This window comes from Streptomyces sp. NBC_01306 (assembly GCF_026340465.1).
Taxonomy (GTDB): Bacteria; Actinomycetota; Actinomycetes; order Streptomycetales; family Streptomycetaceae; genus Streptomyces.
Genome location: NZ_JAPEPC010000001.1, coordinates 4,870,117 through 4,885,600, shown reverse-complemented (window position 1 = coordinate 4,885,600; position 15,484 = coordinate 4,870,117). Strand labels below are relative to the sequence as shown.

The following is a 15,484-nucleotide window of genomic DNA, read 5'->3' as shown; positions in this document are numbered from 1 at the left end:
CGCCTCACACCACGGGGCACCTCACACCACCGGCGTGATCTCGACGGTCCAGGCTCCCGACGGCGTACGGTCCGTCACCTCCACCTTCGTCCCGTTGCCGGGAACCGTGAACGTCTCCCCGACCCCGAGCGGCGCGTCGGCCAGCGGCGGGTAGACCGACTGCCCCCAGCAGCCCGAGCTGTGCGGATGGGTGTCGACCACCCGGAACGGGCCGTCGCCGGAGGCCTGCTCCGCCCTCACCCGGTAGATGAGGACGCCCTCCGAGCAGGTCGAAGCGTCATTGCCGGCCGCCGTGCGCGCCTCGATGGCGAGGGCACTCTCCAGCCCGGTCCGCAGGACGATGAGCCGGGTCCCGGCCGTGTCGGTGCCGGGCGCCGCGACCTCCTCCAGTGGCTCCAGCGTGAACATCTGGGCCCGGGTGCCGCGCACACAGCCGATCTGCCGCCGGTCCAGCCAGCCCAGCTTCCACTTCTGCCAGCCGAAGAAGTCGGGGGCGAGCCCGAACTGGCTGCCCATGACGTCCCAGTCGCCCACATACGTGTCCCAGTCGCCCTTGTCGTCCGACGGGCGGTGGTAGAGATCCGGCAGGTCGAAGACGTGCCCGGTCTCATGGGCCAGCACATCGCGGTCCGGCGGATGCCGCTCGAAGCCGGTGACGAAACGCCGGATCTCCGTACCGTCGGCGTGCAGCGGGGTATCCAGATTGACCACCTTCGTGGCGTCCGAGTCGACACCCGGCGCATCCGGGTCGGCGATCAGGTAGACGAGGTCGTACTTGCTGAAGTCCACCGTCGGATCGGCCGCGGCCACCGCGTCCCGCAGATACTCGTCGCGCTCGTCCGCACTCCAGTCACGCCGTATCGCGTACGCGGAGGCCGGCTTCGGCATCATGGTCCACCGCCGCAGCGGATGCGGCCGCAGCGTGAACTTCCCGTACGAGGCCTGCCGGAAGAAGGTGGTGGTCGAGGGGAAGTAGTCGGCCGTCAGCTCCTGCGGGGTGGTGTCGGGCGGGGCCCCCGGGAAGGACAGGAAGATCATGACCGCGTCGAGTGCCCCGACCGGCCGGGGGTAGGCGGAGTTCCAGCTGTCGAGCCCGACCGAGTGGTGGACGTCGGTGCGCGGCAGCGCGCACGGCCCCTCGCCGCCCACGGTGGCGACCGCAGGCCCCGCGACCAGGGACGTCGCGGTGAACGCCATGAACGAGACCAGGATGGCGGCGGTCTGCCGCAGACGGCGCCGGTCCACTCGCCCGGGTGCCTGCGGACGCTGCACGTGGAACCTCCGGGTTCGGGATGCGGGACACCCCACCACCCTGGGCGGTTTATATGTTTATGTCCTGTCCAGTTGCCCCAGGCGAGTGATCGACCCGACACCCCGGACCTTTACGGAAAGTCACAACCGATCACGTCAGAAAGACCCCGGACCACAGCCGCGCAGAAACGATCACCCTTGGGCGCGGGAAGGATCACCGTGCGCCAACGAGGCTGGAACGGTCCTTGCTTCAACCTCTATGATCGGCACACTTTCCCATGTGGACGCGCGCATCCGGCGGTCCTCCACCGCCCGGCCGACGAACCCCGACCCCACCTGTTCGAGACGACTGCACCGCGGGAGCCAGCCGTGAACGGAACCCCTGAAGGACCGTCGCCGGTGCCGGGATCCGTCCGGCCACCGGTCACGGAGCGTCAGACCGTCGGCCGTACCGCAGCCGAGCTGCACGACTACCGTGCCGCCTTCAACACCGCACGGCTCGGTATGGCCGTCGTCGACCGCGAGGGACTGGTCGTCTCCGCCAATGCCGCGCTCGGCGGACTGCTCGGCACCGAGCCCGCAGCGCTGGCCAGGCAGACCGCGGCCTGCCTCGTGGACCTCGCGGCTGACACCCGTACCTGGTACGCGTACCGCGAGGTCCTCCGGGGCCGCCGCTCCAGCTTCCGCTGCACCCGCCGCCTCAAGCACGCCGACGGCCACTCGCTCTGGGCGGAGGTCAGTGTCGCCCCCTTCCCCGACAGCTCCCAGGTGCTGCTCTCGGTCGCCGACGTCAGCGACCGGCGTGAACTGCGGGCCAGGCTGCGCCACCTCCAGATGCACGACCCGGTGACCCGGCTGCCCAACCGCACCCTGTTCTTCGAGCGGCTGTCCGCGGCGCTCGACCCATCGGCGTGCGACCAGCCGGGCACCGGCCGGATCGGGCTCTGCTATCTGGACCTCGACGGCTTCAAGGCCGTCAACGACACGCTCGGCCACCGCTTCGGCGACCGGCTGCTCGGTGTCGTCGCCGCCCGGCTGACCCACTGCGCCGACCAGTCCGGTTACGGAGGCGGCACCGGCCATCTGGTCGCCAGACTCGGCGGCGACGAATTCGCCCTCCTCGTCGAGGACTCCACCGGTACGGACCAGCTCACCGATCTGGCGGCGTCCGTACTGGCCGCGCTCCAGGAGCCGTTCGACCTCGGCGGCCAGCGGCTCTCGGTGTCCGCGTCGATCGGAGTGGTGGAGCGGCTCACCGACGGCACCACCGCCACCGGCCTGATGCAGGACGCCGACACCACGCTGTACTGGGCGAAGGCGGACGGCAAGGGACGCTGGACGCTCTTCGACCCGGAGCGCAACGCGCACCGGATGACCCGGCAGGCGCTCTCGTCCACCCTGCGGCCCGCCGTGGACGACGGTGAATTCGTGCTGGAGTACCAGCCGTTGGTGGATCTGGCGGACGGGGAGCTCAAAGGGGTGGAGGCGCTGGTGCGCTGGGACCACCCGCAGTTCGGCCGGCTGACGCCGAACCGGTTCATCGGGCTGGCCGAGGAGGACGGCTCGATCGTCCAGCTCGGCGCGTGGGTGCTGCGCACCGCCTGCCGGCAGGCGAGGGCCTGGCAGCTCGAACACCCCACCCGCCCACCGCTGTTCGTGAGCGTCAACATCGCCGTACGGCAGGTGTGGGACTCGGATCTGGTGGCCGACGTCGCCGGGATTCTCGCCGAGACCGGTCTCGCGCCCGACCTGCTCCAGCTGGAACTGACCGAGTCGGCGGTGATGGGTTCCGCGGGACGCCCCCTCCAGGCGCTCCAGGACCTCAGCGACATGGGCGTGCAGATCGCGATCGACGACTTCGGCACCGGCTACTCGAACCTCGCGTATCTGAGCCGGCTGCCGGTGTCCGTACTGAAGCTGGACGGGTCGTTCGTACGCGGATTCCGCTACGACGCGGGAGCGCACCCGAACCCGGCCGACGAGATGATCGTCGAGGCGCTGGTCCAGCTCGCGCACCGGCTGGGGCTCACGGTCACGGCGGAGTGCGTGGAGACCGCGGGGCAGGCGACGCGGCTGCGCAGGATCGGCTGCGACACCGGGCAGGGCTATCTGTACTCACGGGCGGTGGCCCCGGAGGAAATCGGCGCCCTGGTGGCGGGTGCGACCGCGCGGCGGGGCTGACGGCCGCCGCCGGCAACTGCCCACAACTGCCCGGCACCAGAGAGCGGGTGGTGACCGGTCCGGCCGCCACCCGCCCTCTCCCGCACTGTGCCGCTCTACCCGGGCAGCCCGTAAGCGTCGGCGATCAGCTCGTACGAGCGCAGCCGCGCCTCGCCGCCGTGCGCGTTGGCCGTGATCATCAGCTCGTCGGCGCCCGTGCGCTTCTGGAGATCGTCGAGGCCGGAGCGGACCTCGTCGGCGGTCCCGGTGATGATGTTGCCGAGCCAGCCGTCCACGAACTCCCGCTCCACCGTGCTGAATTCGTATGCCGCGGCCTCTTCGGGCGTCGGTACGAGCCCCGGCCGCCCGGTGCGCAGCCGGAGCATCGACAGTGCGCCGGTGAGGATCTGCCGGTGGGCCTCCTTCGCGTCGTCGGCCGCGAGGGCGGCGACACCGATCAGGGCGTACGGGCTGTCCAGCACCGCCGACGGCCGGAAGGACTCGCGGTAGAGGTCGAGGGCCGGGATGGTGTTCTGCGCCGAGAAGTGGTGCGCGAAGGCGAACGGCAGCCCGAGCGTGCCCGCGAGCCGCGCGCTGAAGCCGGACGAGCCGAGCAGCCACACCGGCGGCCGGCCCGCCGGGCCCTGGACCGGTCCCGGCACGGCGTGGATCCGGGCGTACCGGTGGCCGTCCGGGAAGCTGTCGTCCAGGAACCGGATCAACTCGGCCAGCTGCTGCGGGAATTCGTCGGCGCCCTCGTGCAGCCGGTCCGAGCGGCGGAGCGCGGCCGCGGTGGCCCCGTCGGTGCCGGGGGCCCGGCCGAGGCCCAGGTCGACCCGGCCCGGAGCCATCGCCTCCAGCGTGCCGAACTGCTCGGCGATGACCAGGGGCGCGTGGTTGGGCAGCATCACACCGCCGGAGCCGAGCCGGATGCGGTCGGTGTGGGCGGCGAGGTGCGCGAGCAGTACGGCGGGCGACGAGGAGGCGACCCCGGGCATGGAGTGGTGCTCGGCCACCCAGTACCGGTGGAAACCGCGCCGCTCGGCGAGCTGCGCGATCTCCACTCCGGTACGGATGGCCTGGGTGGCGGTACGCCCCTCCCCCACGGTCACCAGGTCCAGTACGGACAGGGGTACGGGAGCGGTTCCGGCCGCCTTGCCTTGAATCGGGTCCACCGCGCTGGGCCTTTCTGGTTGTCGGCCAGGTACAGCCGCAGCAACAGGGGACGGTCTCCGGTTATTCCCGCACCGCTACCGGGCGGGCCATGACCGCCGGGGCCACACCCGCCCGGTTCACGTCCGCCGGAGTCATCTCCACCGGAGTCATGTCCACCGGAGTCATGTCCGCCGGTTCACGTCCGGTCCGTCCGGGCGAACAGCTTCCCGAGCCGCTCCCCGGGGACCTTCCGGTCAGCCAGCCGCAGCCCCTCCCACACGGACACCTGGTTCGCGGTGAGCACCGGCTTGCCCAGGACCTGCTCCAGCTCCTGCACATACGCCGCCGTGTGCAGCGCGGTGTCGGGCAGCAGCAGCACCTCCGCGGAGGGGTGGTCACCCGACAGCGCCAGTTCGATGACCTCGTCCCGGCCCCAGGTGCCGACCTCGGCCGCGGTGATGATGCCGCTGCCGCGGGTCGCCGTGACCTCCACACCCGCCCCCTTCAGGAAGGCGGCGAAGTAGGCCGCGACGTCCTCCGGGTACGTCGCGGCGATGGCGACCTTCTTCGCACCGAGGTACTGGATCGCGTGCGCGAAGGCGAAGGACGTACTGGACGCGGGCATTCCGGCCGCCCGTGCCAGGTCCCTGACCTGTTTCTGCGCCCCGTCCCAGCCGTAGACGAAGCTGCCACTCGTACATGCCCACACCACTGCCTCGGCCCCGGCGAGCCGCAGCTCCTCGACGCCTGCCGCGAGCCGGTCCGCCGCGCCCATCTCGATGAGCGCGTCCACCCGGTGCGCGTCCTCGCCGATGTCGGTGTGGACGACGGACAGTCTCACGTCGGACGCCAGGAGCTGCTCGATGCGCTCGTAGTCGTCCTCCGCGGAATGCCCCGGGTAAAGGAACCCGACCGCTGTCATGTCCAGCCTCCCTGCTCTTCGGGCGGATCTTCTGCCACTGCGCTGGCGGGCTCCGGCGCGGACAGGGGTGCCGGTGCCGGCTCGGGTACGGGCGTGGGCGCGGACTCGATCAGCAGCCGCTGGTACGGACCGACGGCGTGGGCACCGATACAGCGCAGCGCCGCCCACATCGTGACCTGGTTCGCCGAAAGCACCGGCATCCGCAGCTCCGCTTCGAGCTGCGGGATCACGTCGTACGTCGGAAGGTTGGTACAGCTGATGAAGAGTGCGTCCGCCGAACCGATCACCGCCTGTCGAGCCATGTCCACCACATCGCGGTACGGGACCTTCCAGATGTGTCTGGTGAGACCGAGAAAGGCCCGCCCGGTGACGACTGTCCCCGCTTCGCCGAGGTATTCCTCCAGGGAGGACGTCACAGATTCAGTGTAGGGCGTGACCAGCGCGATCCGCCGGACCCCGAGCTCCCGGAAAGCCTCCAGGAGAGCGCCCGACGTGGTGATCGACGGCAGATCGCTCGCCGCCGTCATCGCGGTGCACATGGCCCGTTCTCCGGCTACTCCGCCGACGAAGCTGCCGCTGGTGCAGGCGTACGCCACGACCTGCGGGGCGACCGCGCCCAGTGCACGGACCGCCTCGCGGAGCGTCTCGTGTTCACTGACCAGCCGGGCGAGATCCAGGGAGACTTCGACCGGTACGAAGGGGGTACGCGTCAGATGGAGCGAGACGTCGTCCGGCACCCACCGCCACAGCTCTCTGTCGAGAGCGAAGTCAAAAGGGGCGACGACACCCACACCGCGTTGTGGCTGTGGTCCGCCGAGGAAGGAGATGTCCATTACTGCCCCCCAAGTGATGTGGGTGAGGCCGCTGTGCTTCTGCTGTCGACGGTAGGGTCACGGTGCGAGCCCGGTCAATCCGTACATGTCAGACGTTGCAATGTGCTTACTCCGACGAAACCCGACCGCCTCCTGTCGAAGGACCGCGCAGATGCCCGAACCCGCTGCACAGAGCGCTGAACCGACCCTTCTCGTGCTGGACGCCGACCCCCCTCCGCGCCTCGGGAAACTTGCCGGCCGGGCGAACATCGTGCACGCCGACGCCCACACCCTCGGCGACCAACTCCCCTACGCGGACGTATTGCTGGTCTGGGACTTCCTCTCCGACGCGGTCCGCAGAGCGTGGCCGGGCGAGGGTCCGCGCCCCCGCTGGGTGCATACCGCGAGCGCCGGGGTGGACCACCTCATCTCCCCCGAACTGGCCGCTTCGGACACCGTGGTCACCAATGCCCGCGGGATCTTCGACCAGCCGATCGCGGAGTATGTCGCGGGCCTCGTCCTCGCCTTCGCCAAGGACCTCCCCGGCACGCTGGAGCTCCAGCGCCGGCGGCGCTGGCAGCACCGTGAGACCCGTCGCGTCGCCGGGACGCGGGCGGTGGTGGTCGGGTCGGGGCCCATCGGCCGGGCGATCACCGCCACGCTGAAGGCGCTCGGGGTGCGGGTGGCGCTGGTCGGACGGACCGCGCGCGGTCAGGTGCACGGCCAGGACGAGCTCGATCTGCTGCTGCCCCGCGCCGACTGGGTGGTCTGCGCCGCGCCGCTCACCGACGCCACCCGCGGCATGTTCGACGCGCACGCCTTCGGCACCATGCAGCCGTCCGCGCACTTCATCAACGTGGGGCGCGGAGCGCTCGTCGTCGAGGACGACCTGGCCGAGGCGCTCGGGAAGCGCTGGCTGGCCGGCGCGGCGCTCGATGTCTTCGCGGAGGAGCCGCTGCCCTCCGGCAGCCCGCTCTGGGACGTCCCCGACCTGGTGATCTCGCCGCACATGAGCGGCGACACCGTGGGCTGGCGCGACGACCTCGGCGAGCAGTTCCTCGATCTGTACGACAAGTGGGCGAACGGGGAGCCCCTGCCGAACGTGGTCGATAAGAAACGTGGGTACGTCCACAGCCATGACTGAGCTCTGCGACCTCACCGCCCGACAACTCCTGGCCGGTTACCGGAAGAGCAGCTTCACCCCGGTCGACGTGGCCCGCGCCGTGCTGCAGAGGGCCGAGGTGGTCCAGCCCGAAGTGAACGCCTTCGTCCGGATCGACTCGGCCGCCGCCCTGGAACAGGCCGCGGCGTCGGCGGCGCGCTGGCGCGCGGGAGAGCCGCAGGGGCTGCTGGACGGTGTGCCGGTCACGGTCAAGGACATCCTGCTGCTGCGCGGGGAGCCGACGCTGCGCGGGTCGAGGACCGTACGGCCGGACGGGAGCTGGGACGAGGACGCGCCGTCGGTGGCCCGGCTGCGGGAGCACGGCGCGGTCTTCGTCGGCAAGACGACGACGCCCGAGTTCGGCTGGAAGGGCGTCACCGACTCGCCGCAGCACGGGGTGACCCGCAATCCGTACGACACCACCCGCACATCGGGCGGATCGAGCGGCGGGACGGCGGCGGCGGTGGCGCTCGGGGCAGGGCCGATGGGTCTGGGGACGGACGGCGGGGGCTCGGTCCGCATCCCGGCGTCGTTCTGCGGGATCTTCGGTCTGAAGCCGACGTACGGACGGGTCCCCCTCTATCCGGCGAGCGCCTTCGGGACGCTCGCGCATGTCGGGCCGATGACCCGGGACGCGGCGGACGCGGCACTGATGATGGATGTGATCAGCGGCCCCGACCCGCGCGACTGGTCGCAGCTGGCCCCGCCCGACGGCAGCCTGCGCGCCGCTCTCGACGGCGGGGTGAAGGGGCTGCGGATCGCGTACTCGCCGGCCTTCGGCGGCCAGGTCGCGGTCGACCCCGCGGTGGCGTCGGCGGTCCGGCACGCCGTGAGCCGCCTCGCCGAGCTGGGGGCGTACGTCGAGGAGACCGATCCCGACCTCACCGATCCGGTCGCCGCCTTCCACACCCTGTGGTTCAGCGGGGCGGCCCGGGTGGCGGAGCATCTGAACCGCGAGCAGCGGGAGCTGCTGGATCCGGGTCTGCGGGAGATCGTCGCGGAGGGCGAGCGGTACTCGGCGCTGGACTATCTGGCGGCCGTGGACGTACGGATGGAGCTGGGCCGGCGCATGGGCCTCTTCCACCAGCAGTACGACCTGCTGGTCACCCCGACCCTGCCGATCACCGCCTTCGAGGCGGGGCTTGAGGCCCCCCGGGACTCGGGGCACCGGCGCTGGACGGGGTGGACCCCGTTCACGTACCCGTTCAACCTGACCCAGCAGCCCGCGGCCACGGTGCCCTGCGGGACGGACGCGGCGGGACTGCCGGTCGGGGTACAGCTGGTGGGCGCACGCCACGCGGACGCGGTGGTACTGCGGGCCGCGCACACGCTGTACGAGGCGGGGGTGGCCGCAGGGGTGGCCGCTCCGTAACGCACGCCCCCCCCCGGAAGGGACCTACGCCCGGCGGAAGTTGAGCGTTTCGCCCGTCGCGCCGGACCGCCAGAGGTCCTGGCACGCGTCCGCCATCCGGTCGAGCCCGTCCACCACCGTGCCCCACACAATCCCCGGCACCCAGCCGGTGTCCCCGTTGATGAGCAGATTGTTCCGCTCGTAGAACAGGGCCAGGTCGACCACCGTGGTACGCCCGCGGTGGTCGGCCGCCGTCTCGTATCCGTACGAATCCGTCCCCAACACCGTCTCGGAGAAGGTGAAGTAGCACAGATCCCCCGGAATGGGGGTGACCGTCGGGTTCTCCAGTGGTGGCTCCTGCGGCGCGAAGCCGGGGACCAGGGTGTAGATCTCGTTGCGCGCGTACTTCGCGTGATAGACGTCCCCGCCCAGCGGGAGCGCGTCCCACACCGCCACACAGGTCACCGGCGCCTTGTCGTCGAGGAGCTTCGCCGTGCAGCTCACACCGCGCTTGTCGAGGGACAGTTCCACGAATCGATCGCTCATCCCCCCATGGTTTCCCCCTGGGCCCCCACGCGGTCAAGGCCGCCTCTCCGCACGAGGGGCTGAAATTGACCGGCATACCTCGGCTTGGGGCGGGTAGCCGCGCGCCCATGGCTTCACCACCAGGGAACGACTCAGGAAGCACCACAAGACGCCTCATTCGCCCCATCGAGACCATACGCCGCCGTTCACTGCTGCTCGGCATGGCGGGTCTGGGCGCCGCGGGGGCGCTCGGGGCAGCCGGCTGCGCCCGAGTACCGACCGGAGACACCCTCGCCAGGCTCAAGTCGCAGGGCACGGTCAGGCTCGGCATCGCGGGTGAGGTGCCGTACGGGTACATCAATGAGCAGGGGGACTTCACCGGCGAGGCCGTGGAACTCGCGAAGATCATCTTCAAACGGCTCGGTGTCGGCCATGTTCAACCAGTGGCAACGGACTTCGCCTCCCTCATACCCGGGCTCAACTCACAGCAGTTCGACTGCGTTTCGGCCGGTATGTACATCAACAAGGACCGCTGCCAGCAGGTGATCTTCGCCGATCCCGAGTACCAGATGCTGGATGCCTTCATCGTCCGCAAGGGCAACCCGAAGAACCTGCACACCTACCAGGACTGCGTGAAGGCCAAGGCGAAGTTCGCCACCGGCACCGCGTACGCCGAGATCGCCTACGCCGTCGCAGCCGGTTACAAGGAGAAGGACATCGTCATTCTCCAGGACCAGGTGGCAGGTCTGAACGCCGTCGAGTCCGGCCGGGTCGATGTCTTCGCCGGTACCGCGCTGACCGTCCGCGAGGTGGTGAAGAAGAGTCACAAGGCCGAGTCCACCAAGGCCTTCGCGACCACGATCGACGGCAAGAAGAAGATCGACGGCGGCGGGTTCACCTTCCGCCGCACCGACACCTCACTCCGTGACGCCTTCAACGTCGAGATCCACAAGATGAAGAAGAGCGGCGAACTCTTCCGGGTGCTGCGGCCGTTCGGCTTCACCAAGGACGAGATGACCACGCTGACGGCCAAGGAGCTGTGCGCATCATGACGTCCGGACTGTGGCAGCACTGGGTGCTTCCGGGCATCTGGATCACCATCCAACTCACCCTATACAGCGCCGCTCTGGCCGTCGTGGTGGCCTTCGGCATCGGCATGGCGCGGTCCCACCGCTCCCGCGTGGTGCGCTTCCTGGCCGGCTTCTACACCGAGATCTTCCGCGGCACCTCGTCTCTCGTGCTGATGTTCTGGATCTTCTTCGTGCTGCCGAACCTGTTCGGCTGGGCGCTGGTGCCGATGTGGGCCGCGGTGCTGGCCCTGGGCCTCTCGTACGGGGCATACGGCGCCGAGATCGTCCGCGGCGGGCTGAACGCGGTCGCGCCCGCACAGCGCGAGGCGGGTGTCGCGCTCAACTTCACCCCGTGGCAGCGGATGCGGCTGATCCTGCTGCCGCAGGCGATACCCGAGATGATGCCGCCGTTCTCGAACCTGCTGATCGAGCTGCTCAAGGGCACGGCGCTGGTCTCGCTGCTGGGTGTCGGGGACGTGTCGTTCGCCGCCTACCTGGTGCGGCTCGCCACCCAGGAGAGCTCCAAGATCTACTCCGTGGTCCTGGTCATCTACTTCGTCATCGCGTTCGTACTCACCCGTGGGATGCGGGCACTTGAGCGCAAGACCCGGGCCAATCTCGGCCTCACGGCCACCGGAGGTGCCCGATGAACAGCTGGGACTGGTCCGCCGTCGCGGACTTCATGCCACGTTTCTGGGACGGGCTGCTCACCACCCTCCGGATTCTGGTGCTCGGCTCGGTGCTCTCCTTCGCGCTGGGTCTGGTCTGGGCGCTCTGCTACCGCGTGAAGACACGCTTCGTACGGTGGCCGGTGAACTTCATCACCGAGTTCATCCGCAACACCCCCCTGCTGGTGCAGCTGTTCTTCCTCTTCTTCGTGCTTCCCGAGTGGGGCATCCAGTTCTCCGCGCTGACCACCGGCACGGTCGCGATCGGCGTGCACTACTCGACGTACACCGCCCAGGTCTACCGGGCCGGCATCGACGCGGTGCCGGTCGGGCAGTGGGAGGCGGCCACCGCGCTCTCCCTGCCCCGCAGCCGCACCTGGACCGCGGTGATTCTGCCGCAGGCGATCCGCCGGGTGCTTCCCGCGCTCGGCAACTACGTCATCGCGATGCTGAAGGACACCCCTCTGGTCGTCGCGATCAGCGTGCTGGACCTGCTGGGTCAGGCCCGCCTGCAGGGCGGCATGACCTTCCAGTACAACGAGGCGCTCACCGTCGTCGGCGTCGCCTTCATCGTCATCGCCTACCCGGCATCTCTTCTTGTACGAGCCCTGGAGCGCCGCCTTGTCCGCTGACGCGAACGCCAACACCCCCGACAACGCCGACAACGCCGACAACGCCGAGACCACCGGCACCGCAGAGACCACCGAGACCACCGAGAACGCCGGGAACGCCGGGAACACCTCGGCCACCACGGCGGCCGAGGTCATCAAGACCCCGACGAAGCCGGTCACCGCGAACGAGCTGATCCGCTTCGACAACGTCACGAAGCGGTTCGGCGAGAACACCGTCCTCGACAACCTCTGCTTCTCGGTCCAGCCGGGCAAGCACGTCACCCTGATCGGACCTTCCGGTTCCGGGAAGACGACGATTCTCAGACTTCTGATGACCTTGCTCAAGCCGGACGAGGGGGTGATCACCGTCAACGGTGATCAGCTCTTCCCGTCGAAGGGCGAGAAGCAGATACGGGAGGTGCGCAAGAACATCGGCATGGTGTTCCAGCAGTTCAACCTGTTCCCGAACATGTCGGTGCTGCGCAACATCACCGAGGCCCCGGTCCGGGTCCTCGGCATGTCCAAGGACGAGGCGTCCGAACGGGCCAAGGGCCTGCTCGACCTGGTCGGACTCGGCGACCGCGCGGACGCCAAGCCGAACCAGCTCTCCGGCGGCCAGCAGCAGCGCGTCGCCATCGCCCGCGCACTGGCGATGCGTCCACAGGTGCTGCTGCTCGACGAGGTCACATCGGCGCTCGACCCGGAGCTGGTGGCCGGGGTGCTCGACGTGCTGCGCGACATCGCCCGTACGACCGACATCACCATGCTGTGCGTCACCCACGAGATGAACTTCGCCAGGGACATCTCCGACGACGTGCTGATGTTCGACTCCGGCAAGGTGATCGAGTCCGGTTCTCCGGAAAAAATCTTCAGCGACCCGGAGCACGAACGTACGCGCGAGTTCCTCAGCGCAGTGCTCTGACCTGAGACTCCCGGACGGAACCAGGACTCTGGCATATGCCATGGTGGCGCGCCCCAGCTTGACGGCACGGGGCGCGCCAGCAAGTCATCAACAGGCCCCCCACAACGGCCCCTTGGCGGCTATCGTGGTACGCGAGCAAGCGGTCACAACCTGTAGGGGGAACCGTGGCGCTGAAGCCCGAGCCGACCGCGCCGTTCCATTCGGTGCAGTACGCGCTCCGCGTACTGGAGACCGTCTCCAGGTACGGCGGGGGCGTGACCGATTCCGACATCGCGCGTGAGACCGGCCTGCCCACCTTCCACCTCTCCTCCCTGCTGCTGATGCTGCGCCGCGAGGGGTACGTCGAGCAGGTCAGCGACGGCGCCTACATCACCGGCGACTCACTCGTCCTTCTCGGCTCCGGCACCACCCGCGAGGCGGCACTTCAGGCCAAGCTCCAGAACACTCTGGACCAGCTGCGGGACTCGGTCGGTGCCGCCGTCTACATCAGCCGGTACATCGACGGCGAAATGAAGATCACCCAGGTCGCCGACGGGCCACTGACGCCCGCGGTCCAGGAGTGGGTGGACTTCCGCTCGTCGGCCCACGCCAGCGCGGCCGGCAAGTGTCTGCTGAACCAGCTCGACCAGAACGCCCGCCGGGACCACATCTCGCGCCACAAGATCGCCCGGCTCACCTCGAAGACGATCACCAATGAGCGGGTCCTCTTCTCCAAGCTGGACGCTCAGCCGGCCACGGTCCCGGTGCTGGACATCCAGGAGTACGCGGTGGGCACGGTCTGCGCCGCGGTGCCGCTCACGGCGGGCTCCACTGTCGGATGCCTGGCCCTTTCACTGCCGATCGAGCACGCCCACCGGCTGCGCGCGGCGGCGGACTCGCTGAACCGGCAGGCCGCCCCCGTAGTGCTCTCGCTCACCATCTGAGGCCGGTTCCGGGGGCGATCCCGACCTGGTTTGGAGCACCCCGCCGGACCAGCTACTATTTCCGAGTCAGCAGGCGCCGCTAGCTCAGTTGGTTAGAGCAGCTGACTCTTAATCAGCGGGTCCGGGGTTCGAGTCCCTGGCGGCGCACAGACGGAAGAAGCCCCTCGCGAAAGCGGGGGGCTTCTTCGTGTTCGGGGCCAGGGACTCGAACCCCGGACCCACACATGCCCAGATCCGCACATGCCCAGTTCCGCACATCCTGAGATCCAGACAGTCGTATTACACATGCGTACTAGACAAGCGTTTAAGACGCTCGTACAGTCGCCGTCATGAGTCAGCCGACGAACGACACGAGTTCGACGAACCCCAACCCGACAACAGCACGCGCCGGCCGCAAGGAGTGGACCGCCTTCGTTGTCCTGCTCCTGCCACTTCTGCTGGTTTCGATGGACGTGTCCGTCCTGTTCTTCGCCATCCCGTCCATCACCCGGGAGCTCGACCCGAGCAGCACCCAGCAGCTCTGGATCTTCGACATCTACGCCTTCGCCCTGGCCGGGCTGCTCATCACGATGGGCTCGCTGGGCGACCGGATCGGCCGCCGGAAGCTGCTGCTGTTCGGGGCCGCGGCCTTCGGTGTGGCATCCGTCGGGGCCGCGTACGCGCAGAGCGCCGAGATGCTCATCGCCGCACGGGCCGTGCTCGGGGTCGGCGGGGCGACGCTGATGCCCTCCACCATGGCGCTGATCCGCAACATGTTCACCGACACGAAGCAGCGCACGAAGGCGGTCGGTATCTGGTCGGGCGCCATGGCCGGCGGGATCGCCCTCGGTTCCGTGATGAGCGGCATCATGCTGGAGCACTTCTGGTGGGGCTCGGTCTTCTTGATCAATGTGCCCGCGATGGTGCTGCTGCTGGTCCTGGTCCCCGTCCTGGTGCCGGAGTTCAAGGACCCGGCGCCCGGCAGGTTCGATCTGCTGAGCGTGCCGCTGTCGATGGGGTCCGTGCTTCCGGTGATCTACGGCATCAAGGAGATGGCCGCGCACGGCTTCAGCGTCCCGATGCTGCTGTGCGTCCTGGCGGGACTGGCCGTGGGCGCGGTCTTCGTGCAGCGGCAGCGCTCGGGCCGCTCCACGATGATCAGCCGCGCGCTGTTCCGGAAACGCGAGTTCGGCGCCGGGATCACGCTCAACGCGCTGGCCGCGTTCGCGATGATGGGGTCCTCGTACTTCACCACGCAGTACCTCCAGTCGGTGCTCGGGATGAGCACGATGGAGGCCGCGCTCTGGTCCCTGGCCCCGTCGGTCTCGGTGGGGATCGCCGCGCCGACCGCCACCGCCGTCGCCCAGCGGGTGCAGCGGTCATCGGTGGTCGCCGCCGGGTTCGTCATCGCGGCGGCCGGGTTCGTCGTACTGAACCTCACCGGTACGCACTCGCTCTGGCTGCTGCTGGCCGGTGCAGCCGTCAGCAGCTCCGGCATCGTGACCGTGATGGCGCTGGTCGCCGACCTGGCACTCGCATCGGCCCCCGCGGAGAAGGCGGGTTCCGCAGCGTCGCTCCTGGAGACCGGGCAGGAGTTCGGCGGGGCGATGGGAATGGCGGTACTCGGCTCGATCGGCACGGCGGTCTACCGCGCGGACATTCCGGCGTCGGCGCCCCACCAGGTACGGGAGACGCTGGGCGGCGCCCGGGCCGTGGGCGACCCGGGCATGGTGCATCTGGCGCAGGAGGCGTTCGTGCACGGGATGCACTTCGCGGCGGCGGGCGGCGCGGTGCTGCTGCTGGCGGGGGCGGTCCTGGCCGTAGTGCTGCTGCGGGGGCGGAAGAACGCGGTGAGGCATGAGGCGGCCGGTGCTCCGGCGGAGCTGGCGGCGTAGTCCGGGCGGGGCCGGGGCGAATGAGGGTGGCAGGCCGGCGGGGTGGGCGGGACGGAGGAGGCGCAGTGCCGCGCCCGT

The 15,484-nt window shown here is 69.5% G+C and carries 14 protein-coding genes and 1 tRNA gene; 10 read left to right on the top strand and 5 right to left on the bottom strand.

Features of this window, described 5'->3' with window-relative positions; translation table 11 throughout:
• Positions 1-21: 21 nt before the first annotated feature.
• A complete protein-coding gene (locus tag OG385_RS21570; protein WP_266856757.1) occupies positions 22-1,272 on the bottom strand; it encodes a M6 family metalloprotease domain-containing protein in 1,251 nt (416 codons plus the stop codon).
• Positions 1,273-1,650: 378 nt separating this feature from the next.
• On the opposite strand from OG385_RS21570, the gene OG385_RS21565 reads away from it, so the two are divergent.
• The gene (locus tag OG385_RS21565) at positions 1,651-3,432 is read left to right on the top strand and encodes a bifunctional diguanylate cyclase/phosphodiesterase (RefSeq protein ID WP_266856755.1); all 1,782 of its coding nucleotides are present in this window, start codon (positions 1,651-1,653) and stop codon (positions 3,430-3,432) included.
• A 95-nt stretch (positions 3,433-3,527) separates the two neighbouring features.
• Here OG385_RS21565 and OG385_RS21560 read toward each other — a convergent pair whose 3' ends face one another.
• The 3 genes from OG385_RS21560 to OG385_RS21550 form a co-directional block, all read right to left on the bottom strand.
• Positions 3,528-4,586, bottom strand: coding sequence for an LLM class flavin-dependent oxidoreductase (locus OG385_RS21560; RefSeq protein ID WP_266856753.1), 1,059 nt, complete (start codon positions 4,584-4,586; stop codon positions 3,528-3,530).
• Positions 4,587-4,762: 176 nt separating this feature from the next.
• Positions 4,763-5,488, bottom strand: a complete 726-nt coding sequence (locus OG385_RS21555; RefSeq protein WP_266856751.1) for a decarboxylase — start codon at positions 5,486-5,488, stop codon at positions 4,763-4,765.
• Positions 5,485-6,321, bottom strand: a complete 837-nt coding sequence (locus OG385_RS21550) for a decarboxylase (RefSeq protein ID WP_266856749.1) — start codon at positions 6,319-6,321, stop codon at positions 5,485-5,487. Before OG385_RS21550 ends, OG385_RS21555 begins: the two co-directional genes overlap by 4 nt.
• 151 nt (positions 6,322-6,472) lie before the next feature.
• On the opposite strand from OG385_RS21550, the gene OG385_RS21545 reads away from it, so the two are divergent.
• Together OG385_RS21545 and OG385_RS21540 are read left to right on the top strand one after the other, a co-directional pair.
• Positions 6,473-7,444 carry a D-2-hydroxyacid dehydrogenase gene (locus tag OG385_RS21545; protein WP_266856748.1) on the top strand — a complete coding sequence of 324 codons (972 nt, stop codon included), beginning with the start codon at positions 6,473-6,475 and terminating at the stop codon, positions 7,442-7,444.
• On the top strand, positions 7,437-8,834 hold the full coding sequence (locus OG385_RS21540) for an amidase (protein WP_266856747.1): 1,398 nt from the start codon (positions 7,437-7,439) through the stop codon (positions 8,832-8,834). Before OG385_RS21545 ends, OG385_RS21540 begins: the two co-directional genes overlap by 8 nt.
• Before the next feature lie 24 nt (positions 8,835-8,858).
• Here the strand turns inward: OG385_RS21540 and OG385_RS21535 are convergent, their stop codons facing one another.
• Positions 8,859-9,359 carry a DUF3830 family protein gene (locus tag OG385_RS21535; protein ID WP_266856745.1) on the bottom strand — a complete coding sequence of 167 codons (501 nt, stop codon included), beginning with the start codon at positions 9,357-9,359 and terminating at the stop codon, positions 8,859-8,861.
• 200 nt (positions 9,360-9,559) lie between these two features.
• Between OG385_RS21535 and ehuB the strand changes: the two genes are divergently transcribed.
• The 7 genes from ehuB to OG385_RS21500 all read left to right on the top strand — a co-directional run bounded on the left by ehuB (position 9,560) and on the right by OG385_RS21500 (position 15,406).
• Positions 9,560-10,390 carry an ectoine/hydroxyectoine ABC transporter substrate-binding protein EhuB gene (gene ehuB, locus OG385_RS21530; RefSeq protein WP_266861045.1) on the top strand — a complete coding sequence of 277 codons (831 nt, stop codon included), beginning with the start codon at positions 9,560-9,562 and terminating at the stop codon, positions 10,388-10,390.
• Positions 10,387-11,058 (top strand): ectoine/hydroxyectoine ABC transporter permease subunit EhuC, encoded by a 672-nt coding sequence (gene ehuC / locus OG385_RS21525; RefSeq protein WP_266856743.1) that lies wholly within the window; start codon positions 10,387-10,389, stop codon positions 11,056-11,058. Before ehuB ends, ehuC begins: the two co-directional genes overlap by 4 nt.
• Positions 11,055-11,708 carry an ectoine/hydroxyectoine ABC transporter permease subunit EhuD gene (gene ehuD, locus OG385_RS21520; RefSeq protein ID WP_266856741.1) on the top strand — a complete coding sequence of 218 codons (654 nt, stop codon included), beginning with the start codon at positions 11,055-11,057 and terminating at the stop codon, positions 11,706-11,708. Before ehuC ends, ehuD begins: the two co-directional genes overlap by 4 nt.
• Before the next feature lie 133 nt (positions 11,709-11,841).
• The gene (gene ehuA / locus OG385_RS21515; protein ID WP_266861043.1) at positions 11,842-12,609 is read left to right on the top strand and encodes an ectoine/hydroxyectoine ABC transporter ATP-binding protein EhuA; all 768 of its coding nucleotides are present in this window, start codon (positions 11,842-11,844) and stop codon (positions 12,607-12,609) included.
• Positions 12,610-12,773: 164 nt separating this feature from the next.
• Positions 12,774-13,532, top strand: a complete 759-nt coding sequence (locus OG385_RS21510) for an IclR family transcriptional regulator (RefSeq protein ID WP_266856739.1) — start codon at positions 12,774-12,776, stop codon at positions 13,530-13,532.
• Between the two features lie 73 nt (positions 13,533-13,605).
• Positions 13,606-13,679, top strand: a tRNA-Lys gene (locus tag OG385_RS21505).
• A gap of 182 nt (positions 13,680-13,861) precedes the next feature.
• Positions 13,862-15,406, top strand: coding sequence for an MFS transporter (locus OG385_RS21500; RefSeq protein ID WP_266856737.1), 1,545 nt, complete (start codon positions 13,862-13,864; stop codon positions 15,404-15,406).
• Positions 15,407-15,484: the final 78 nt, after the last annotated feature.